This is a genomic window from Mycetocola sp. Y719 (assembly GCF_056713205.1).
Map to the genome: position 1 here is coordinate 37,242 of NZ_JBWYGY010000001.1, position 24,483 is coordinate 61,724.

Here is a 24,483-nt window from a genome sequence, read left to right on the forward strand (position 1 = left end):
GCCAAGTGGGCGAGCGTGCGCTGCGGAGTTTTCATCGCAATCTGAAACAATGCTGATTACGCCTACTTTTCCCGAACCGTGGTTGGCGACTGGTACCGAGGATCCGAATGAACGTTGATGTTGCGCTGCTGCGCTTTGGTGTGTCTGCGGAGCCCCGACGATGAAGGCAGGCTCACCGAGCTGGATCGTGATGGGCAAGCCCGCCCAGAACCTCGAGGCAATCGCGCTCAACGACTTGCGCGAGCTGTTACCCGAGGACGGCATCACGACGGCTTGGGTGAACCTGACGTTTGTAGCGAACAGCGGCGGCTTCAACGAGGTCGACGTCCTGTTGCTCACGAAGGCAGGGCTCTTCGTGGTCGAGCTCAAGGGGTGGCACGGGCAACTGCTGATCAAGCAGAACCGCTGGCATCAGAACGGCCGCGACATGGGCAACCCACCGGTCGCGGCAGACAGCAAAGCGAAGAAGCTCTCGGGCCTGCTGGCCTCGGTTGCGCAGAAGCACGGCGCCAACAAGAACGTGGTGCCGTGGCTCGGGTCGCTCATGGTGTTGCACGGGCGCGATTCCAAGGTCAACGTCGAGCCGAACGTGCATGGCATCACGACCCTTGACGGGTACAACATCAAGATGGCGGGGCCGGGCAAAGAATTTTCGAAGTTCCTCGCTGCGCCCGCCTCTCACCTGGGCGATGCTGTGGATAAGGCTCGTGCGGCGAAGATCCGCCAGATCATCGAGCAGGCCGACCTCAAGCCCACTCCGAAGACACGCAAGGTGGGCGACTACAACCTCGATGCGGCCGATCCTCTCGGCGAAGACGAAGATTGGGTCGACCTGCTTGCGACGCACCCAAGGACGAAGTCGTATCGTCGCATCCGCGTATTCAAGATTCCGCGCGGCACGTCGAAGGCTGCGTTTGCCGACATCCAGCGGCACGCCGTGCGTGAGTTTCGGCTGACTGACGGCATCTCTCACAAGGGCATCACGCATCCGATCGAGTACGTCGACTCGAGTGTCGGGCCGGTGCTCGTGTTCGAGTACGACGACCGCGAAGTATCGCTCGGCGACTACCTCGTTGAGCACGCGGCAACCTTGTCGATCGAGCAACGCGTGACGCTCGTGCGAAAGATCGCCGAGGTCATGAAGGCAGCACATTCGCGTCGGGTGATGCACCGGGCGCTGTCGCCACTCCGGGTGACGGTACGCTCCTCGAAGAAGGGTGTATCTGTCGCGGTGCGTGACTGGTTCGCCGGCCAAAAGGCGGCTGGGGGTACTACTCTTTCGCGCACCATGCTCGGCACGACCGACATCCCCGAGGCGATCGCAGAGGCGGAGTGGGGATATCTCGCCCCCGAGGTCGTGCAGTATCTCGGCGAGCCATCGCCGATCGCGCTCGACGTATATGGGCTCGGGGCACTTGCGTACCGCATCTTCACCGATCGCGATCCCTCCGAGAACTCCAAGGATCTGCACGCACTGTACCAGTCTGCGGACTCGCTCGACCCCCTCGCGGTGCAGCCCGAGTTGCCCGAGGTGTTCGCGGAGGTCGTGCGGGAGGCAACGTCGTTCGATGAGTCGATGCGAACCATCGATGTCGGCGCACTCCTCGTCGCATTGGAGAGCGCGAACGAGGAATACCTGGGTCGCGGCGAGAAGATCAAGGTCGAGATCGACCCATTGGATGCCTCGCCTGGCGAGATTATCGGCGACCGGTTCGAGATCACGGCCAGGCGCGGTGCGGGTACGACCGGCGTCGCGCTTCTGGTGGACGACTACGAGACGACGAAGACCGGCGTCATCCTGAAGCTCGCTCGCGACGATGAGGCGGCGTCGCGACTAGCATTCGAGGCTGAGGTGCTCGCCGGCTTGGACCACCCTCGTGTGGTGCGGTTGCTCAGTGGCCCGCTCGAGGTCGGCGGCAGAAGCGCGCTGGTACTCAGCGATGCGGGTGCCGAAACGCTTGCCGCGCGACTGCAGACCGAGGGCCGTTCGACGATCGAGCAGCTCGAGAGCTACGGCCGCGACCTGCTTGAAGCTGTGCGGTACCTCGACGGCAAAGGGGTGTTCCACCGCGACATCAAGCCGGCGAACCTCGCGGTCGCGCCTGACCCGGGTACCCGCAAGCCGCGACTCACGCTGTTTGACCTGTCGCTCGCGCGCGAGCCGTTGACGCACATGAAGTCGGGCTCGAGGCCCTATCTTGACCCGTACCTCGATCTCGCTGGCCGCCGTCAGTATGACCGTTCTGCAGAACTGTTCTCAGTCGCAGCGACGCTTTTCGAGATGGCGGCGGGAGTGCCGCCGTTCTGGCCGGGCGGCAACGCACCCGAGCACCCGAGCGAGGCGCCGGTCGTTCAGTCGTCGCAGTTTGAGGAGTCGCACGCGGCCACACTTGCGGAGTTCTTCACGCGGGCGCTTGCGCCCGAGGCAAAGGCCCGCTTTGAAACCCTCGACGAGTTCGAAGTGGCTTGGCTGGGCTTGTTCGCCGAGTCGAAGCCCGAGAACGTAGATGCTTCGACGACGGAGCTGCTTGACGCGCAGGCCGCGGCTGCGACCCTCGATACACCGCTCGCTGAGGCCGGCCTCAGTGTGCGGGCGCGGTCTGGACTAGGCCGGCTTCGTGTGTCGACCGTTGGAGAACTGCTGGGCGTGCCGCCGATGCAGATCAATCAGATTCGTGGACTCGGCGAGCTGCACCGCAAGGAGGTGCAGCGGCGGGTTCGCGAGTGGCGTACGCGGTTGAAACAAGAGGCGGACTCGACGACCGAGGTGGCGGCCGGACGACTGTCGATCGAGCGTCACCGTTCAACACTCATTCCCCGGATGACTGCCGAGAACTCGAAGCAGGTCACGGTACTGCGGCTGCTACTCGGCGAAGATCAGACGCCTGGTGATGCGCCATGGCCCTCGTTCACGTCGATCGCCGACCAGCTCGGCCTGCAGGTGGCAGCGGTGTCTCGGCTCGTCTCGGAGTCCGTGGCGCGGTGGCGCAAGGAGGGCAAGCTCCGCGACGTCGTCGAAGATGTGGCCAACATTGTCAATGACTTCGGGCTCGTCGCCACGCACGATGAGGTCGCCGACCAGTTGCTGCAACGGTATGGCTCAGCTAAGCTCCGCGAGGAACGGCGGCGGCACGCGCGCGGGCTCGTGCGCGCCGTCGTTGAATTGGATGCCACGGCGGAGGTGCCACGAGTTGATAAGCGCCGCCCGCGGGACGAGCGGGCGCCTGTGCTGCTCGCGACGATCGCCGCAAAGAGCGCTGGCGGGGGAGAGCCGGGTGTCGGCTCTGAGCAGTTGCTCGCGATGGGGCGCTCCCTCGGTGACGAGATCGACAAGATGCTGTCGAGCCGCGACGTCGCACCGGCGGCATTCGTGCGCGACCGACTGCGCAGGCTCGTGCCGACGGGTGTCGACCTCTCGGATGCGCGCTTGCTCGATTTTGCGGTGGCCGCGTCGACAACGGGCGCGAAGTCGTCGCTCGATGAGGTGTACCGATGCGACCTGTCGCCGGCGCGCGCGATCGAGGTCGCCCTAGGCGGGGTAGCCGTACGCGAGCTCACGCCCGACGGCATCGAGCGACGTGTGAAGGGGCGCTTCCGTCTGATCACGGCTATTCCGCCGCACCCGGCGCTCGACGCGATCGTTCATACGACGCACCCGCACCTCGAGTGGAACCTCGACCGTTACCTCGTCAAAGACGGCTCGACGTACGGAGCTTCGACTCGCTCGACGACAATGCAGGGTTCGTTGCCCAGCGACACCCTTGCGCCCACGCTCGCCGAGTCGGTGCAACACCGCAGCGCGCTGGTGTTGACGACGACATGGGGGAGCTACGACGATTCCGCGACGGCGCTGGCGGCGCGGTTCGGGGTCGAAATCGTCGATCTCGCGGCCCTCGCAGTCGAACAGCTGCACGCGACAGCTGCGTCGGTCGGCGCCGAATGGCCGGTCGTCGTCGATGCTGACAAGCCGGATGCCAGCACCATCGACCAGCGCAACCTTCAGACGCTTGCGAAGCGGGCCATGAGCAGCGCCTGGGCCGAACTCAACGACCGCGACACCGCGCTGCTCTTCAAGAACGCGGCGGTGCTCGCGCATCTCGGGCTCGTCGACCTCATCGCCCGCACGATCGACCTGTCGACGAAGCGTGCCGCAGCCCGCTGGTTCCTGCTGCCGAAGCACGGCGCCGCAGCGGTTCCCGACCTTGACGGCACGCCAATGCCGATCGGCGCCGGCAAGTGGATCGAGCTCCCCACGACCCTGGCTTCAGTACTGCCCGTCCCCAGCTCCATCGCCGTTCCGGCGCAGAACTCGAAGGTGAAGCTGTGATCGACTCCGCGAAACTCCTCTCCGCCCTCAAAGGGCAGGTCAAGGTGCTCGAGGCAGACCTGCGCGCCCGCGCAGAGGACGAGACGACCGTGTGGGGGGCGAACCTTCGCACCGAGTTCAGCTGGGCAACCGCACGCGAGCGCACCGGTCTGTCATGGATCGACTGGCGTGATGGGCAGGTCGCACAGGCCGCGGTGGCGTGGATCATCGCGTCGGTATTCATCCGCTTCAGCGAAGACAACGGACTGCTCGACGGACTCGTGGTCGACGGCACAAGGGTTGCGCTGCCGTGGTTCGCCGGCCCAGGCGAAGGCACCGAGCGCGCGGTCGAGAACCAGTCGGCGTTCTACACGGCGAACCCGACGGCTGCGGGTCCCGACTGGCTACGGCACGCGTTTCGGGCGCTCGCGGAGCTGCCGGCCGGGCGGGCGCTCGTCGACCCCGATCACTCGATGGTGTGGTCGGCGCCGATCTCAGGTGAGGCGGCAGACGGGCTGCTGCAGTTCTGGCGGGCGAGTGACGCGAGCGGCCAGATCGTTCACGACTTCACGGATGCAAGCCTCGACACCCGCTTCCTGGGCGACCTCTATCAAGACCTCTCGGAGTTCGCGAAGAAGCAGTACGCGCTGCTGCAGACGCCGGTGTTCGTCGAGGAGTTCATCCTCGACCAGACGCTCACCCCAGCGATCGAGGAGTTCGGGCTCGACGGGCTGATGGTCATCGACCCGACGTGCGGCTCGGGCCACTTCCTGCTAGGCGCCTTCGCCCGTCTCAACGCGGCGTGGGCGAGCGAAGCCCCAGCGATGGATGCTCGCGCGCGCGTCAAACTGGCCCTCGCGAGTGTGCACGGGGTTGACCTCAATCCCTTCGCCGTCGCAATCGCCCGTTTCCGCCTGACTGTCGCGGCACTACAGGCCGCGGGCGACCGCACGCTGGTCGGCGCGCCCGACTACAACCTCAAACTCGCGATTGGCGACTCGCTGCTCGGATCGCAGGCCTCGAGCGTGAAGCTCGATTTCTATGACGATGCGGAGAGTTTCAACTATTCGAACGAGGATATCGCAGCCTACTACGGGATCCTGCAGCCAAATCAGTATCACGTTGTAGTCGGCAATCCGCCGTACATTACCGTGAAGGATCCGGCACTCAACCAGAAGTATCGGGAACTCTATCGCAGCGCCTTCCGGCAATATCAACTCTCGGCCCCATTCTTCGAACTGTTCTTCCAACTGGCCGCGCGCGAAAATGGAGTCAAAGGCGCCGGCTACGTCGGGCAGATTACGTCCAATGGGTTCATGACACAGGAGTTTGGCGTCAAGCTTGTCGAAGAAGTGATCGCTGGATTCGATGTCACTAATCCCATTGAGATTACTTCCGTAATTGATTCTTCTGGCGCCTATATTCCGGGTCACGGGACCCCAACTGTGATCGTATTTGGGCGTCATCGCAGATCGAACACGGGATCTGTTAGAGCTGTAGCAAGCCTCCGTGGTGAACCAAGCACCCCTACAGGCACCTACGGCCACGTATGGGAAGAGATCGTTGCGTCTGCCGAACTGGAGATATTCGACGGGCACTTTGTTGCAGTACGAATGATTGAGCGGGCAAGGTTCAACTCGCACCCTTGGCTCATCCAAAATCCGACGGCAGCAGCACTGAAGGCCAACATCGAGCGGTCCGCGAGATCACTTTCCGAGCTCGGCCCGGATCTCGGCTATACCGGTCAGACAAATTCTGACGATGCGTTTCTGGCGACGCGACGCGATTTTAGTCGGCGGGGTGTTGAGATTGACGTTGTGCGCGATTTCGTCACCGGCGTGGACGTACGCGACTATCAGATTCGCCCAGGGATGGCGGCCCTTTTTCCATACTCAAAGGGGGCACTCCGCGATATCACTGAAAGTGTTGGTGCGTACCGATGGCTTTGGCCCGTTCGTGAACAGACTTGGTCGCGAGCCACGTTCTCGAAGCGAACCTACAAGCAGGAGGGTCGTGATTGGTGGGAATGGCACCAAGTTTCCCACAGGCGGGTAGACGCGGAGTTCACAATCCCCTTCGCGTCCGTTGCAACGCACGCGCAGTTCGCACTCGATCGCGAGCGTCGAATCTTCAATCGGCACGCGGCATTCATCCAGTTGCAGGCAGGGGCGAGTGAGGATCAGCATCTGGAGCTGCTCGGCGTACTCAACAGTTCCATCGCGTGCTTCTGGCTCAAGCAAGTCAGCCACAACAAGGGCGGTCCTGGCGGGGGGAGTTCGAAGGACGAGAAGTGGCGAGACTTCTACGAGTTCACTGGTACCAAGTTGCAAGAGTTTCCACTTCCGGCAACGCTCAATGCCGAGCGAGGCAGACGCCTCGACTCGCTAGCGCAGGAACTTGCAGCGCTCGCTCCGGCGAAAGTGATCGCTGCTGCTAGAGACAGCTCCGCGAACCTTGAGCAGCACATTGAGGCTGCAGCACGAGAATCGGAGGAGCTCCGAGGCCGTCTGATTTTCGAACAGGACGAGCTCGACTGGGATGCCTATCGCCGCTATGGGCTGATCGACACCGACCTTACGTTCTCGGGGAAATTCGATCGGCTCCGTGTCGGTGAGCGAACGTTTGAAATCGTGCTGGCGCAGCAGGTCGCGGCCAGTGACCTGGTAACACGTTGGTTCTCCGACTTCGCAGAGACGCAGATCACAAGCATCCCGTGCGATTGGGCGAGCGACTACAAAGCAGTTGTCGAGCGTCGACTCAAAGAGGTCGCGAACAACCCACACATCCGTCTACTCGAGCAGCCCGAATATAAGCGCACGTGGCATGCCGAGCATTACGCGCGTCAGCTTGCCGATGCCCTGCGAGACGCAATGCTCGATCACCTCGAGTCGCCTGCGCTGTGGGTGGATGCGAATGGGCGTCCGGTAACACGCTCGGTGAACGACCTTGCTGAGCTCGTACGCACTGACAATCGGTTCGTGGAGCTCGCGCAGCTTGCGGCAGGGGCGAAGGACATCGATTTCCGAACGGTCGTGGGCTCGCTCCTGAGCGACGAGTCGGTGCCATACCTAGCGGCATGGCGGTATAAGCCGTCGGGGCTCGAGAAATTCCGGGCGTGGGAGCGCACGTGGGAGCTGCAGCGCGCCGAAGACCGCGGCGAGCAGGTAACCGTGCCGGTGCCGCCGAAGTACGGGCAGGCTGACTTCCGCAAGCCCACGTACTGGAAGGCACGAGGCAAACTCGACGTGCCGAAAGAGCGTTTCACCGCCTACCCCGGCACATACCGTCCGAACGACGCGAGCCCGCTGTACGGGTGGGCCGGCTGGAACCACGCCGACCGCTCGCAGGCGCTCGCGCGCTTGCCCATGGAGCTCATCCTGGCCGGAGGTACGGCTGACGACGTCGCGCCGCTAGTCGCGGGGCTACTCGAATTGCAGCCCTGGCTCGACCAGTGGCACAGCGACGTCGATCCAGAGATCGGCGTCAGCCCGGCCATCGCGATTAGTGGCCTCACGGACCAGTTGCTTACTCAGACGCGGCTCTCCCGCGACACTGTGACCACTTGGCAGCCTCCCGCCGCTAGCCGCGGCCGCGCTGCCTCCCCGAAAGGCACCAAGTAGATGACCGCTCTGCCGCTCACGACGCCGCTCCGTGACCTGATCTCGATCCCTGCGCGAGCCAACGCAGCCGACTTCGTGCTGCGTCTCGACGAAGGCGTCGCCCGAGCCGACCGCACCCTCAACGACTACGTCGTCACCGAGTCCATCGCCGAGTCCTTCGATGAGGCGCTGTCGATGGTCGAGCAGGCGGTCACGAACCGCATCTCGGTAGGCTCCTACATCCACGGCTCGTTCGGTGCAGGTAAGTCGCACTTCATGGCCGTGCTGCACCTGCTGCTCACCAAGCACCTGCCGGCCCGCGAGGTCAACGGCATGGCGCCCGTCGTCAGCAAACACCTCGACGTGCTCGAGAAACAGTTCCTAGCCGTCGACTACCACCTCATCGGCGCAAAGAACCTCGAATCGGCGCTTTTCGCGGGCTACCTCGAGACAGTCACCGCGAAGCATCCTGAAGCCCCGCTGCCGTTCCTGCACGCAAGCGACCAGCTTCTCGAAGATGCCCGCACCCACCGCGAGCTGCTCGGCGACGAGAAGTTCTTCGCCACAATCTCGCCGAAAGCCGGCGGCGGGTGGGGCTCGCTCGCGACCGGTTGGGATGCAGACTCGTTCGAGTTGGCCCTCAGGCAGGCGCCCGGCGAAGCCAACCGTGACCGCCTCGTGAGCGACCTCACGGCGACGCTCTTCACCGGGTATTCGGCCGCGGGTGAGTGGGTCGACATCACGTCCGGCCTCCGCACGATGAGCAACCACGCACACGCGCTCGGCTATGACGGCATCGTGCTGTTCCTCGACGAACTCGTGCTCTGGCTTGGGCAGCACCTCTCCGATCAGGCCTTCATCCAAAGCGAAGCATCCAAGGTCGCCAAGCTTGTCGAAACCGGCTCCGGCAGCCTGCCCGTGCCCTTCATCTCGTTCGTCGCCCGCCAACGAGAACTCGCCCAGTTCCTCGGAAACAGCGCACTCGGCGTCGAACGCGTCTCTCAGCAGCAAACGCTGCAGTACTGGGACGACCGCTTCGAGAAGATCCAGTTGCGCGCCGCCGACCTGCCCAAGATCGTCAAACAGCGCCTGCTGCGCCCCGTGAGCGACGATGCGGCCGACACGCTGCAGGCCTCACTCGCCCGCGTCCGCGCCGACGGCGCCGTGTGGAACAGTCTGCTCGCCGACGAGGCGTCCTCGGGCGAAGCGGAGTTCGCTAGCGTCTTCCCGTTCTCGCCGGCACTCGTCGACGCTATGGTCGCCCTGTCGAACATCATGCAGCGCGAACGCACCGCGCTGACACTGATGACCGAACTTCTCATCGACGGCAACGACGAACTCACCGCCGGTGACGTCATCCCCGTCGGCGACCTGTACGACTACGTCGCGCTCGGAACCTCGAAACCACTCGACGACAACGTGCGCGCCGGGTTCGAAATCTCCGCTCGCTTCTACACCGACAAACTGCGGCCCTTCCTCCTGAACAAGCACGGGCTCACCGACGCCACGGCGAAGGGACTCGCGCGCAACCACCCCTTCCGCACCGAAGACCGACTGGCGAAGACACTGCTCATCGCCGCCCTAGCACCCGGGGCCGCGTCGCTCAAGAACCTCACTGCATCGAAGCTGCATGCACTGAACTACGGCTCGATCACCGCCTTCGTGCCCGGCATGGAGACCTCCCAGGCGCTCACGCTCGTGCGCAGATGGGCCGAAGAGTTCGGTGAGATCCACGTCGCCGAAGGCCGTGTGGACCCGCTCGTGTCGGTGCAGCTCTCCGGGGTCGACTACGACTCGATCCTCAGCCGCGTCACGGGCGAAGACACGGCGCCCGCACGCCGCGCGCTCATTCGCTCGCTCGTGCTCGACGGGCTCGGGCTCGGCAATACAACGGCGATGCTCGGCCAGGGCATCCCGTTCCCGCACGTCTGGCGGGGGCAGAAGCGCGTAGCGTCGATCTGGTTCGGCAACCTCCACAGTGGCGCCAGTGACTTCAAGGACTACGACTTCGAAACCGGCGAGGGTGAATGGAAGGTCTTCATCGACTTCCCCTACGCGGCCGACGGGCAGTCAGGACCGCGCGACGATCTGGCGCGCGTTTCGGGGCTGAGAGATGAAAAGGGCATCACCGCCGACACCATTACCTGGCTGCCGAACTTTCTTACTGCGACGCGACTCAACGACCTCGGACGTCTCGTCGTGCTCGAGTACCTGCTCACCGAGAACCGCTTCGATGCGAACGCCGACCACCTGCCGGTGAGTGACCGGCCCGCCGCCCGCCAGGCGCTCGAAAACAACCGAGCCAATCTGCGCGAGTCATTCGGGCGGGCGATTTTGCGTGCGTATGGAGTAGCCGCGCCCGACACGAGTGACGCCGACGACGAACTGTTGCCGAACGAGATCTTCACAACCCTCGTTCCGGGCCTGACCATTCAAGCCCCGGTCACCGGTACGCTTTCGGGTGGGCTCACCGGGGCACTCGAGCAGGCTTGGAAGAACTCCTATCCGGGGCATCCCGATCTCGGCCACTCGGAAGTCAAACGTCGTGAGCTGGACGACTCGCTCGCGCTCGTCACTCGCGCCGTCGAACACTCCGGCCGCGCCGAAGGCCTCACCTCGGTCGACAAGCGACTCGCTGGTTCGGTTGCCGTACCTCTCGGGCTCGGCTCGCTCAACGAGAACGTCTTTATCTCCCAGATCACCCAGTTCAGTTGGCGCGATGAGTTCACCAAGTGGGAAGCCGAGCTCGCGGGCAACCTTACGGCCGGGGCAATGCGCGCCCGGCTTGCGGACCGCGGTATGTCTCGTGATCTTGAAGACACCGTCATCCTTGCGTGGTCGATCGTCGCCGACCGAGAGTGGGTGCGTGGTCTGTCCGCAGTTGCCCGCCCTGGTGTGGGGTTCCTCACCGATGACTTGGTGCTCCGCACGGCGAATCTGCCCGAGGAGGACGCGTGGGCTCGCGCGAATGCCGTCGTCTCGGTCGTACTCGGGTCGCCTGCCGAGACTTACCGCAGCTCGGGAGCCGTCCGCCGGCTCGGAGGTGCGATCCATCGTGCAGCGGGGGAGCGCGTTGCTGACACGGTCAGCCTCGTCGAGCAGCTTGAGGCGCACGCAGCTCCGCTCGGTTTCGACACCGACGCGCTCACCGGACGACTCGCGACCGCGCGGTGCGCCGCCGAGTTGCTCGGAGCTCTCTCGAAGGAGCGAGACCCGCTGGTTGCGATCTCCGTAATCGCCGACACGACGTTCATCGATTCAGCGGTTGCAGTGGGGAAGTCGATTGCGAGCGCAGCCTCGGTTTCGCGTGCGCTCAACGGTGCTGCGTGGGACATTATCTCTAAGGCAGCGACGCTCGGGCTGCCCCAGGTCGACAAGTCGTTGACGACGCTGCGTGCAGCCGCCGCAGCGAACGAGTCCGCAGTGCCATTGGTCGCGCGACTGGCTGAAGCGGCCGAGATCTCGAAGCAGGCGCTCCTTGCGACGACTCCGGCAGCGACGCCTCAGCCCCCACACGTTCCGACGTCGACGCAGAGCGGCACCGGCTCGCAGCATCCGTCGCCTGCGTACACCGACGCCGACAATACGGCTGCCAGGCCGAAGGCGCCGAGCACCGCGAACGGGCACCTCAGCGCGTCGGGTGATCGGCTCGAACCGGTGATTTCGGAGCTGCGTGAGGCCATCGAGGCCGCGCTCGGCGGCGACACGGCCAAGCACGTGGGCATCACGTGGCAGGTGCAGTGAGCGTGGCTAGTGGAGCATCCTGGGCCCCGACACTTGACGCGCCCACCCTGCGAGGGCGCGTCGCACAGTGGCGAGGAGACCCGAAACGACGCGCGGAGGTGCTGTTGTTGCGCGCGGCACCGACGTGGACCGGCGACCAGACCATTGCGGTCGGTAGCGAGGCAGTTCGGGTCGTCGTGGGCAGCTCCCAACTTGCGGTGCTGGATGCGTACTACGAGCATCCGGCCGAGCCGATCGTCGTCCTCACCGCCCTCGACGACCAGCAGCTCGGCAGTGCCGTGCGGTTGCGTGCAGAGCGTCACTCGGTACAGTCTGTGGATGCGTGGGAGCTCGTTCCCGGGCTATTCAAGGTCGGCAACCCCAACGTCGACAAGAGTGTGCGCGACCTCGGGGCTTGGCTGCCGCAAATGCTGCTCGCCCATCAACGAGCGGCAGGCTGGCCCGTCGCGACGAGTGGCACGCTCAGCGGCGACCACGTCATCCGCGCGATTCTCGCCGATCTCCTCGGTCTCGACGGCGTAGACGAGGTCGACCTTGTCGCGCTCCTCGACCACCTTGACGAACCGCAGACGAATGCTCGACTGCGCGACTACCGCTCCGGCGAGCTCGTCGGCATTCTGGCCGGCGCGCGGAAGCACCTCGGCGGAAGCGCCGCGCTCGCGCTCCACGCGAAGGAGCGGGCGACGACGTACTCGACGCTCGCCGTCGCCCTCGTAGCCGATCTGCTTTGGAATGAGCACGCAGCCGCCCCGGAAGCTGCGAGGGTGCGGCTCGAAGAAAGATTCTTCGGGACCAAGGTCGCGGGTGCCGACGCGAAGTTGCTCGGCGAGGCGGCGCGCTCCGTCATCCTGCGACTTGAAGCGGCTGGCGATTCGCGCTTTGAAGATGTGCTGCGACAAGCGGAGGCGATCTTCGCCGACCTCGACTGGGCCAAGGGCGCCATGAACTCCGCTCTACTGCCGGCTGGGCTCGAAGCTCGCTACACGGCCTTCGCGTCCGCCGTGGATGCCGCTGCTGAGCCGGTTGGTTCGGATGATTCGGCCGAAGCTGTCGATCGCGCGCTTGCTGAAGTGCGGGCGCACGACCTCGCCGCGCGCGACGTCGACGAACAGCTCGGCGTCGAGATGGCGGCCAGGCTCGTGCGTTGGCTCGCGTTCTCCGCCGTGGTAACCCCTCGTACGTTCGACAGCGCCGCCGCTGCATATTGGCACGGCTCGGCGTGGGCCGATCGAGCGCGCAGCGTTACGTGGCACGGATCCAGCCGACCTGCACTCGCGCGTGCCTACGCCACACTCGCCGAGCGTGTGACCGCGCGACGCGACGCGGAAGACGCCAACGCGGCGGCCGTGCTCAGCGGGGACACGCCGACCACTGTCATCCCGGTCGAGGCACTGCTCGAGCGTGTCGTAGCACCGCTTGCTAGCGCCGGAGTACTGCTCATCGTGCTCGACGGTATGAGCGCTGCCGTCGCCGCCGAACTCGCTGACGACGCGCGACGGCTGCGGTGGGTCGAAGTGCTCCCCGAGGGACACACGCAGCGACTGACAGCTCTTGCGACTCTGCCGAGCATCACCCGCTACTCACGCTCGTCATTGTTCGCAGGCCGACTCACCGACGGAAGCCAGGGCTCTGAGAAGCCCGCATTCAAGAAACAGACAGGCGGTCCACTCTTCCACAAGGACGACCTCCGCTCGCCGGCTGGGCAACGGCTGCCGGCCGAAGTCGAATCTGCGATCGCCGACCCTGCGCTTAAGGTGGTCGGCGTTGTGCTCAACACCATCGATGACGCCCTCGCCAAAGCCGACCCTGACGCCACCCGGTGGACGCTCGCCCAGATCGCGAACCTGCCCGCGTTGCTCTCGCTCGCGACGACTGCAGGCCGCACCGTCGTGCTCACCTCTGACCACGGGCACGTCATCGAACGAGGTGGCGAGTACCGCGCCGATGCGAGCGGCGGTGCACGCTGGCGCGCGCTCGGCACACCCGCTGCAGCAGACGAGATAATGGTCGCCGGGCCGCGCGTGCTCGCCCCCGGTGGTTCCGCAGTGCTGGCCAGAGCCGAGGGGCTCCGGTACACCGCGAAGGCCGCTGGATACCACGGTGGCGCGAGCCTTGCCGAGCTGACCGTACCAATTCTCGTGCTGCGCCCCACCGGGGCAGCCACCCCGAATGGTTGGCTGGATGCCCCGCCTCAGGCCCCGGAATGGTGGTACGAGGGCGCGCCCGTCGAGGCATCCATGCCCGCCACTACGGCCCAGCCCGAGAAGCGAGCCGCGAAGCCGAAATCAGCACCTGCGAACGATGTCGCAATGTTTGACATCCCCGCTGTTGCGGAAGACACCGTAGCGGTCGACACGTCGCTGAGCGGCGCTCTGCTCGCCTCCGAGCTGTACGCAGAACAGCGCGACCGGCTGAAACGCCGCTCGCTCGACGACGCAATCGTCGCACTCATCCTTGACACCGCCGAGGAACGAGGAGGTAGGGTGCCGGGCGAGATGCTCGCCACCGTCCTCGGAGTTTCCGCCGCGGTGCTCGAGCAGACGCTCGCCGTTTTGCGCCGCCTGCTGAATGTCGACGGATTCGACGTCGTCGCGATGGACACTGACGGCACGACTGTGCTCGTCGACCGCCATTTGTTGTGCGAGCAGTTCAGTCTGCGTTAGGAGTTGGATATGGCTGTCAGCCCACGCCGCCGCCAGGAGATCGTTGACGCGCTCCGGCGCGGCACCGTGCCGCAGCGAGGCCTCGACGTGATGGCTGTCGGCCTCGATCGCTTCGGGGCGACGATCAAAGCCGAACTGCAGGTCGTGGCCAACAGCGGCGCGCAGTTCAAAGCCGTGCGCGGCGAGTACGGATCGGGCAAGACGTTCTTCGCTCGCTGGCTCAGCGAGACGGCGAAGACTCAGGAGTTTGCCACAGCGGAGATCCAGATCTCCGAGACCGAGACACCGCTGCACAGACTCGAGACCGTGTATCGTCGCATCATCGAGAGCATCTCGACCGCGTCGGCCCGGCCCAGCGCGTTCAAGGAGATCATCGACAACTGGTTCTTCAACCTCCAAGGCGATGTCGTCGAGGCGGGTGTCCACGCCAACGACCGAGATGCCATCGCCGCCGCCACAGACGACCTCATTACGAAGCGGCTCGCGAACGTGAGCAAGACGGCGCCGGCCTTCGCCGCGGCTCTGCGCGGCTATCGCGTTGCTGTCGAGCGTGGCGAAGCGGCGGAAGCCGAAGGGTTGCTCGCGTGGCTTGGCGGTCAGCCGCACGTTGCATCGAGCGTGCGACGCTACGCCGGCGTCAAGGGCGAGCTCGACCACTTCGGCGCCCTTGGCTTCCTGCAGGGACTCCTCACAGTGCTGCGTGACTCCGGCTATTCGGGTCTCGTCGTCATCCTTGACGAAGTCGAGACGCTGCAGCGGGTCCGCTCTGATGTACGCGAGAAGTCGCTCAACAGCCTGCGACAACTGCTCGACGAGGTCGACTCCGGCCGTTTCCCGGGGCTGTACATCCTGATGACAGGCACGCCTGCGTTCTTCGACGGGCAGCAAGGTGTACAGCGGCTCGCTCCCCTCGCACAGCGCCTCGAGACGAAGTTCGAGACGAACCCGCGGTTCGACAACCCGCGCGCTCCGCAGCTGCGGCTCACCGGCTTCACGAACAACTCGTTGCACGAACTCGGTGGGCGCATCCGCGACATCTACGCCGACGGCGCTGAGAACGGGTCCCGCGTCGCGGATGCCATCGACGACGCGTTCATCGTCGCCTTCGCTGCGAAGATCGCCGGCCAGCTCGGAAGCAAGGTCGGCATCGCACCGCGCGTGTTCCTCCGCCAACTCATCGACGTGATGGATAAGGTCGACCTCCACGCCGATTACGACCCCCGGCGCGAGGCGCTCGGCGAAACCGGGCCGCTCACCGCGCTCACCGAGGAGGAGCAGGCGGCGATCCGACGCGGCGATGTGCGCGCGGTTGCGCCAATGGGCGTCGACGACATCGACCTCGGCATCTGATGCCCGACGTCGGCCTGCACTCGGCGATCGGGTATCACGTCGTCAACTCGCTCGGCTGGAGCGCGCTGCGGCCCCTGCAGGAGGCATCCATCGCTCCCATTCGCAGCGGCGCCGACTGCCTACTCGTCGCCCCGACCGCCGGTGGCAAGACCGAGGCGGCAGTGTTCCCGCTGCTCTCGAACATGATGGATTTCTCGTGGCAAGGTCTTACCGTCATCTACGTCACACCCCTGAAAGCGCTGCTCAACAATCTGCTGCCGCGTCTGACGACGTACGCCGATTGGGGCGGGCGACGGGTCGCGCTGTGGCACGGTGACATCGGGGTCGGCGATCGTCGCCGCATCCTCGCCGAACCGCCGGATATCCTGCTCACCACGCCAGAATCCCTCGAGGCGATGCTCGTCTCCCGGCGCGTGTCCCACCACCAGTTCTTCCGGCACGTTCGGGCGATCGTGGTCGACGAAGTGCACTCGTTCGCGGCATCCGATCGGGGCTGGCACCTGCTCGCGGTGCTCGAGCGGTTGCAACGGATCGCTGAGCGACCGATTCAGCGGATCGGCCTCTCGGCGACGGTTGGCAACCCCGACGAGGTGTTGCAGTGGCTGCAGGGGTCCAACGCGGCGCGTGGGGTAGCGGCCGAAGTCGTGCGGGATTCGAGCACAATCGCGCAACCGGAGGTGACGCTCGACTATGTGGGGTCGTTGGAGAACGCGGCTGAAATCCTGTCGCGTCTCTTCGTAGGGGAAAAGCGGCTCGTTTTCTGCCAGGCACGCGCGCAGGCCGAGGAGCTCGCCTTCGAGCTGCGGCGGCGCGACGTGACAACCTACGTCTCGCACTCGTCGCTGTCCGTCGACGAACGGCGCATCAGCGAGCAGGCATTCGCAGAGGCGCGCGACTGCGTGATCGTCGCCACCTCGACACTTGAACTCGGGATCGACATCGGCGACCTCGACCGGATGATCCAGATTGACGCGCCGTTCTCCGTTTCGGCGTTTTTACAGCGATTGGGCCGAACCGGGCGGCGGCCAGGGACGTCACGCAACGCTCTCTTCCTGGCGACCGACCTCGACGGATTCGCAAGAGCCGCAGGCCTGCTGGTGTTGTGGTCGCGTGGCTTCGTAGAACCGATCGTGGCACCGCCGCATCCACGGCACATCGCGGCCCAGCAGTTGCTAGCACTCGCGCTGCAAGAGGGACGGATTCCTTCAGCGGGTTGGCAGGACTGGTGGGCTGGGTGCGCGGTTATGGACGGAGCAGACGAGGTGCTCGAATACCTCGTTGCCCAGCACTTCCTCGTCGCTGACGGTGACTTCCTAGTGGTCGGCCCGACCGCTGAGCGGGCCTTCGGCCGCCGCAACTTCATGGATCTTCTGTCTTCGTTCATCGCTGATCTCGAAATCCGCGTGCTCGAGGGCACGAAGGAGATCGGCTCGGTTGCGCCGATCGCACTCCCAAAGGACGTCACAGACGGGATCCGCCCACTGCTGCTCAACGGTCGCGCCTGGCGCGTCGACGACGTCGAATGGGAGAAGCGTCGGGTTCGCGTCACGTCGCACCCCGAGAAGGGCAAGGTTCGCTGGTCGAGCGGCTCGATCGCCGAACCTGTTGAGCTCGTCTGCGCGCGCCGCGACATGCTGCTGGGGGAGAACCCGCCGGTGACGCTCTCGGCGCGCGCAGTGCGGCAGCTCGAGTATCTCCGCGATCTGCGCACTGATGACGTCGATGCCGACGGTCTCGTGCTCCACAAGGGCGCGAAGGGAGCCACACTCTGGGGTTTCGGCGGCCTTCGGGCGCACGGCATGTTGATCGCCGCGCTCGGGGAGGCGGCGGCGGAGGCGATCGCCGACAACGAGATGATCCGCTTCAAGGACGGCATCACGGTCGCAGAAGTGCGGGCGGCGGACGTTGAGGCCGCGCTGCCGGCGGTACCGGCCGAGGCGGTCGCGGGGCTGAAGTTCTCGGCGGCGCTACCAGTCGAGATGGCGACGGCGACACTGGCGGAGAGGTTCGTGGATCGGCGTGGGGCGTCGCGCGTCGCGGACAGCAGGATCGTGATTCAGTGAGCCGGGCTCGCGAGGCAGATGGTGGGGTGCGCCCGCGACAAACTTGGCGCGGCAGTGCCCCAGTTCGGGTGAGCAAGATAGCTAGAGGACTCGTCTGCAGTAGCGTCGAGTGGGCTGCCATCCTGCCAGAACTAGTGAGTGAATGGAGAGATCGATCGACTCCGCGCTACTGATCGCCGTTGTCGCCGTCGCAGTGATTCTGACAGCGGGGCTGATCTGGCGATTCTCGCGAAGTGCTCGCGTCGAGCGAAGAGTCGAGACGTCAGTTCCGAAGGCTGTGATCGAAGTTCGACCCGAGTTTCCCCCGGCTGGGCTCCTGGTCCCCGAGGACGTTCTGCGATCCGCGGGGTCCACCTCGACGGCGGTCTGGGATGCGCTCGAAGCCGCGGCAGTGCCCGTTGCCATCGAGTACTACCCGGTGAGCGAGTCGGAAATCGCCAAGTTCCACACGGTGCCCGTGAACGCGGCGGCGCAGCGGGCGATGGTCGACATTGTCAAGGCACTCAACCCTAAGAATCCGACGTTGTTCCGGGTAGTGCTGCCTAAGGGGGCAGAGCTCGTCAAAGCCGTCGGAACCTCAGGATTCCGAGGCTTCTCTCGCAGCGGCGGCAACACAGCGCACGCGGTGCTGAAACCTGTTGCTGTTGGCGGTGCAGTCGCGGCAGGTTGGCCTGTTTTCGCCGTCGCGGGAACCGTCATGGTCCTGGACATGTTGGCTCAACGTGAACAGCGGGCGCATCAGCGCCGAGTCGAAGTCCTCCTTGGCAGGCAAGAGGAGCGTTACTACATTGAACGAATCAAGGATCAACGGTCCGCTGACAACCAGCTGTCCCGCGTGATCAGCCTGCTGCTTGACGGACACCACCCGGATCTCGAACTTGCATTGAAGAGCGCAGACGACGAGTTCCACCGCTCTCAGCAGTTCTTGGAAACGCACCGCGGCGTGATCGATGAACTGGTGGATGAGGACGGCAAGGCGGACTATCGCCGTCTCGAGGAAGCTCTCGGCGGCAAGGAAAAGGATGTTACCTACTTCGTCCGCGAACTTCACCTGTCGAGAGCCGCGATTGCGATAAGACGAAAGGCGTTAGTCGCCGAGGCAGCAGCCGTCGCGCTCGCTGATCCCACGAACCCGTATGCCGCATTGCGCAAGTTCATCGCGTCGAAGGTTGATCAGCTAGGCGAAGCTGAAAGGGACGCGACGGAACTGACCGATCGCCTCACCCAGGTTGAGCTCAAAGGCCGTTGGCATGACTCCGCCAAAAGGGTGACGGCGCGACAAGAGCGGCTTCGAGATCAAGTGTCTCCGCTGAAAATTGATGGCGAAATCGAGATTCGCTACCTGATGACGTCGTCCGGCCATCTCCTTCAGGTACTGGCGGACGATGAAGACGAGCCTCTGAAGCTCACCCAGAACGAGTAGGCCCGGTGGCAAAACAGGGAATCGTGCCGACGGCGACAAATAGGCACCGAACGCCTCGGAATTTCGGATACTCGACTCAGGCTTGGTCGAGTGAACGTTCGTCATGGGCGATGCCGGCACCTGCGAGGTCACACGGCTCGCGCAGACCACAAGATCAACACATCGTCGAGCGGACTAGGACATTCGGATGCCAGAAGGATTGACAAAATGTGTCATCGTCGCTGACAGCGACGGCGACCCCCAAGAATGGCTGGCCCGCCGTCGGACCGGGGTGACCGCGACCGATATTTCGACGTTGGTACGTGGCGGCTTGGAGGAGCGCACGGCTCTGCTAAAGCACAAGGCTGAAAGGACGACTGCCTTCGTCCCAAACGTGTATACAGAACACGGAAAACTGCGTGAACCCGTGATGGCGGCAATCGGGGAAAGTCAGTTCGGATTAGTCCGCAATACCTCCCTTTTCGCACGCCACGACAATCCACGATTCATGGCTACCCCTGATGGCGTTGGCTTGACGGGCATCGGCGAGTACAAAACTACTTCGAAGGTTTGGAGTGGAGAGAACGATATTCCTCGCCACTATCGGGACCAGGTCCAGTGGCAGTTGTTCGTGACCGGCGCCGATCAATGCGTGTTCATTTGGGAAGAGCACGTGCAGTTCGTTCCCCGCGGGCCTGCACCCAAATTCGTGCGAATGGGGAGGGATGAGTCACGTATCAGCGAACTCGAACTCATCGCGACCGAATTTCTGGCGGACCTTGACCGGTACGCGTCGAGCACCGGAGCGGCTCCCGGAGTTTCGATAGACAACATCAGTGCAAACACGTCAGGGAACACTCCTGAGTATGCGCTGCCGTTCAGAGCCCATCAGCAGATCGTCATCGAGGACGTCGAGGACGTCGAGGACGACGAGGAGGTCGACGCGTGGGACGCCTGGGAGACAGTCGATGGTGAAGGTTTGGATGCGGCGTGGCGGGCGCGGGGTGAAACGGGCGCTGCAATCTCCTTCTTCAATTTCAGTCGGGAGGGCGTTTCGGACGTAGCTGAATGGTCGGAGCGCATACGCAGTTGGGCTCACTTCACCGTGCAACAGACAGATTCGAACGTCACGCTGTCCCCAAGCGAGGTTTGCTTTCTGGATGGTGTCGTCTCGGGGTTTGTTGGGAAGGGCGAGGAGCTGTGGGTTTCCACCAACGATGAGCATTGGCTCGACCCGGACGACTGGTATACCAGCCGGCTTTACCGGATAAGTAACGGCGAGATACCCGTCGTCCTGAGCGTCACAGAGATTCCGTTGGAAAACATCGACGCGCCGATACTGTGCGGTGCAAACGTGTGGGTCAAGGGGGAGGAGGGTGTGGCCATCGTGCGGGTTTCGGATCACGCTGTGGTCGGTGTCGTCCCGGTGCGAGACGCTCAACTGCTGTCCGACGGGATGAATATCTGGCTGTTGAAGGGCGCCACATTACTTCGGCTTGATCCGACCGATGGGCGGTACGTGTCGGCCGTCTCGGTCGACAAGCGAATCACCAAACTATTAGTTCATCGGCGCAACCTTCGGGGGATAGTCGGTGCAGATGATCAGCAGGTCATTGTGACCGTAGATCCCGTTACTGGACTAATAGTTCACGAAACCGCAGAGGTGCGCGCTATGGATCAGCAACTCTTCGGCGCTGGTGGCATCGTCTGGATTAATGCTCAACACGGGTTGATCAGGGGATTCTCGACGTTTGATCCCGGACCGAGAATACGCATCGTTCTGCCTGGCTGGGAGGTCGTTGAGAGCATGTCTGCAGATGGGACAGACGTGTTCGCTGCGACGAACAAGGGGCGCATACACCGGATAAGGAAGGGGCGTCTCGCTGCGACACTCACTACGTTGCACGACGAGCTCCATTACGTCTTGGCGCTCGGGGACTACGTATGGTTCTCGGCGTATCCGGGTATCGGACGAGTCCACCGGGAAGCCCCGTGTTAGGGCGAACCAAGCCCGCGCTGAGGCGAAAGCATGCACGATCGTTAGCATCGGCGAGCCGTAGGGCGATATTGGGCAACCGGCCGGAGATCACGACCGAGGAGGGTGGTGCATGTCATGCCCACGAGCCGTCGACGTCCGCATCGAGTCACTTTCAATGATTTCTGGGCCGCCATATCCAGTAGACGAATGGAATGGGTCTCTGCCTGATCGCACCCGGTCGTCCTCTGTCTGCACGTAGGCGCAGCGCCGACACCTGGACCGCCAGTCACAAAGCCACAATCGAGCACGGCCCTCTCCGGAACTTCGTGGAGCACCTGTCGAGGCCGACGACATCAGGCAGAAACTACATCTTGGATCGTTCCCGGCCGCGCAACCGGTAGTCTTCTCCACATTCAGACGGCAGACTCAGGAAGGGGCAGCCATGGCGCGCCGATCCAGCTCAAGCCGTTGGTCGCGTCCAGCAACGCTCAAGCAAGTTGATGCGCTGAAGGCGGACGGCAAGTATGACGGCAAGTACTACTCGATGGGCAGGGCGAGCCAAGCAATCGGGGGATCTGCACGGAATTCGTCAGCCGGTTCGGGCCGGTCAGGCGGCAGCCCGTCAAGCGGGTCGGCCTACACTCCGTTGGTGGTCTCGGGCTTCGGACCATCTGGGGTTCTATCGGGATTGCTTGGAGGCAACGGAGATCTCGGCTCCTTGCTGCAACCGGCCCTCGGCCCCGGTCCGCAAAGTCAGCTTGCATCGTCCGAAACCGGGCCCACGCGCATCCTGTCTGAACTGCTCGGCGTGCCCGACGACCTCGATTCGTTGGTGCGGGTCGCCCTTGGCGGGGACGATACAGAGGGTTCTAGCGTGGCCCTTGAAGACGGCCCCGTCGAGTCCGTTTCCTATTCAATCCGTTCCGACCATTCCGATCCAGCACAGCCGCGCATCGTCGTAGAGGCTGAAGTGGTTCGCAACTCGGCCTTCGAGGGAAAGCCATCCCTTCAGGTTCGGTTCATGGGCAACGGCGAACCGAGCCCGGACCAAGCCGTGGATAACGCTCTCCGTCCCCGGGCGCGATCAGCGCTGGGGTATCGGCCGACCTGGACTCCAGTGCTCGTCCGAACCCCGGCCGAACTGGCCGAGCAGATGCGGGTCCACTGGGGTGCCGCTACTGAAGAACTCGACGAAGGCGTCGATCCCCGGCTCACTACCTTTCTCGCAGGGGCTGGCGGGATGGAGGCCGCGTTAGCGGTGCTCAACTCGGGTCAATCAATTGCCTCAAAATACGTGCACCTTCAAGGCATCCTCGACCCAGACGGCCCTCTACAGTTTCGGGGACTTGGCCTCGATGCCGCCACATTCGCCGAACAGATTCGCAAGGCGCACGAAGGGGACGAAGATGCACTCGATTGGCTGGCGGCGACCCAGGGTGAGCAGGTCCTGACTTCGTTCGCGGAGATCACCGGAACGAGTCTTGCGGCAGAGGCGGATTTCAGGTTGGCACGTTGGCGCAAACAAGGCCTCGACCTCATCGACGCCGTAACGATGGATGCTGACGATGCCGGGTTTGATTTCTCTACGGTTAGAAAGATCTTGGCGATTCAGGCAAGGACGCAAGCGCTACGTGAGGAGTCACGCGAGAAACTCGCAGCAATGGTAGCAACGCATCCGGAGATTTCGGCCGGAACCGGGACTCTGCTCGACAGCATGGAGGCTGCCCTCCGCGCTCCCGCTTCTTCCTCCGAGTACGGGTTGCTCGAAGACTGGTTTTTCGAGGAGACGCGAATCTACCTCCGAGCCAGGCTCCATCAATCCTTACCTGGACAGTTCGCTGCGGCCCTCACGTCGCCGTTGGCCGACGGACGCAGTCATGGCGCGATCGCCGATGAAGTGCGCACGTTGGCCAATGAGTCCTCAACCGACCTGAATGATTACTCGGCAGAGCCGGTTTCGAGGACGGTGTCAAGTCCCGGATGGTTCGCCGGTTCGTACGGGGCATCGTCTCGGAGCGTACCGAGCGCCGACCGTCGTGAACGGATCGTCCAAGCGGTTCGCTGCGCCGTCGCTGCCTCGGAGGCGGCAGGCGATGACGACCTCGGGACGCTCATCATCGCTCGGGAGGTGCTCGGGTACGCGCAGTGGAAGCGTGCCGAACTTCGCGGGGCGAAGCAAATGGAAGAGCTGGGTCGGCGACGTGATGCCGCTGTTCAACGGTCCAAGGACGCGCAACAGCGCGCTGACGCAGGGAAAACACGAGGCGACGAGGCGCGCAAGCACGCCAGTGTGGTAGCTGACCTGGAGCGGGTTGTTCAAAAGTACACCGACGATTTGGCTCGTACCACGAACTCAATCTCCATCGACGAACCTCTCTTGAGTGCCGTACACAAGGCAACGAGTGCCCGAGTAGAGGAAGCGAAGGCGCGGGAAGTTGCGGCAGGTGAATGGCTAGCTGCCGCTGAGGAGCGCGAACAGTGGGCGGACTCGGAAATTGCGGTCGCCGCGACGCCACGTGTCAAAGAGCAATTGAGTGCGGAGCGCGACGCTGCGGTCTCTGAGCAGGCGGACGCCAGGGCAGAGCGCGAGGCCTCGCGACAGGATCAGCGGGCTGGGCAGGACGATCTCGCAGAGATTTCCGAGGCGCAGGCACGGTATGAGGATCAGATTCGTCCGGTCCGAGTAGAGAGCCAGAGGCGCCTCCGGGCGGAGGCCGAGCACCGGCGCGAGGCAACGGCTAGGCAGGAAGAGGAACGTCGCGAGCACGCCGAGCAGCAGCGTCAGAAGCAGGCCGCCGAGCGGGAACGCAAAGAAGCCGCCAATCGACTCCAGGAACAAACCAACCAGCGGCAACAGGACCGTGCTCGCACCGCTAAGGGCAGGCTTGCTCTTGAACTTGAGCGCTTCCTTGCGCTTCCGGTCACTGCGTCCTTCTGGCGTCGCAAGACTCTCGGAGCGACCCGACAATCGTTGCAGGAAGCCATCCTGAAGCTTCAGGATGAAATTGCCGCTCCTCTTGTTCCGCCACGAACAAGCTCAAAGACGTGGCCCAGTATGCTTTCCCGCATCGAGCGCTACCTGGGGAGAGTTAAGAAGCTTGCCGACTACGGTGTTTTTGTCTCGCTCCCAGCTGGGGCAGATGGTCTCTTGCGCGGATCCGACGCGGGGAACTCGCTATCGCCGGGGCAACTTGTCGTCGTCGAGATAGTCGACATGCCCTACGGGAAGCCCATTCTTCTGAGATGCATTTCTCGATAGGCAGGGTCGGCCCAGACGCTCATCCGTTCTGACGCCACGGCCGCCAACGCAAGTGGAACGCCACAGAGCGCCGGTTCAGCGACAGTCCCGCTGGGGCGGTAGAGGCGCCGTGCTGGCGG

The 24,483-nt window shown here is 64.0% G+C and carries 9 protein-coding genes; all 9 read left to right on the plus strand.

What is annotated here, in order from left to right; genetic code table 11:
• The first annotated feature begins 160 nt into the window (after positions 1-160).
• The 9 genes from pglW to AC1M0F_RS00210 all read left to right on the plus strand — a co-directional run bounded on the left by pglW (position 161) and on the right by AC1M0F_RS00210 (position 24,364).
• Entirely contained in the window at positions 161-4,327 is a 4,167-nt protein-coding gene (pglW, locus tag AC1M0F_RS00170; protein WP_480236183.1) for a BREX system serine/threonine kinase PglW, read from the plus strand.
• A complete protein-coding gene (gene pglX, locus AC1M0F_RS00175; RefSeq protein WP_480236184.1) occupies positions 4,324-7,926 on the plus strand; it encodes a BREX-2 system adenine-specific DNA-methyltransferase PglX in 3,603 nt (1,200 codons plus the stop codon). Before pglW ends, pglX begins: the two co-directional genes overlap by 4 nt.
• On the plus strand, positions 7,927-11,649 hold the full coding sequence (locus tag AC1M0F_RS00180) for a BREX-2 system ATPase PglY family protein (protein ID WP_480236185.1): 3,723 nt from the start codon (positions 7,927-7,929) through the stop codon (positions 11,647-11,649).
• Positions 11,646-14,312, plus strand: coding sequence for a BREX-2 system phosphatase PglZ (gene pglZ / locus AC1M0F_RS00185; protein WP_480236186.1), 2,667 nt, complete (start codon positions 11,646-11,648; stop codon positions 14,310-14,312). The genes AC1M0F_RS00180 and pglZ overlap by 4 nt, the downstream gene beginning before the upstream one ends.
• A 9-nt stretch (positions 14,313-14,321) precedes the next feature.
• Positions 14,322-15,662: a BREX system ATP-binding protein BrxD gene (gene brxD / locus AC1M0F_RS00190; RefSeq protein WP_480236187.1), complete on the plus strand. Its 1,341-nt coding sequence runs from the start codon at positions 14,322-14,324 to the stop codon at positions 15,660-15,662.
• A complete protein-coding gene (locus AC1M0F_RS00195; protein WP_480236188.1) occupies positions 15,662-17,725 on the plus strand; it encodes a DEAD/DEAH box helicase in 2,064 nt (687 codons plus the stop codon). Before brxD ends, AC1M0F_RS00195 begins: the two co-directional genes overlap by 1 nt.
• Before the next feature lie 142 nt (positions 17,726-17,867).
• On the plus strand, positions 17,868-19,148 hold the full coding sequence (locus tag AC1M0F_RS00200) for a hypothetical protein (protein WP_480236189.1): 1,281 nt from the start codon (positions 17,868-17,870) through the stop codon (positions 19,146-19,148).
• A 187-nt stretch (positions 19,149-19,335) separates the two neighbouring features.
• On the plus strand, positions 19,336-21,126 hold the full coding sequence (locus AC1M0F_RS00205) for a YqaJ viral recombinase family protein (protein WP_480236190.1): 1,791 nt from the start codon (positions 19,336-19,338) through the stop codon (positions 21,124-21,126).
• A 421-nt stretch (positions 21,127-21,547) separates the two neighbouring features.
• The gene (locus tag AC1M0F_RS00210) at positions 21,548-24,364 is read left to right on the plus strand and encodes a S1 domain-containing protein (RefSeq protein ID WP_480236191.1); all 2,817 of its coding nucleotides are present in this window, start codon (positions 21,548-21,550) and stop codon (positions 24,362-24,364) included.
• Positions 24,365-24,483 lie beyond the last annotated feature (119 nt).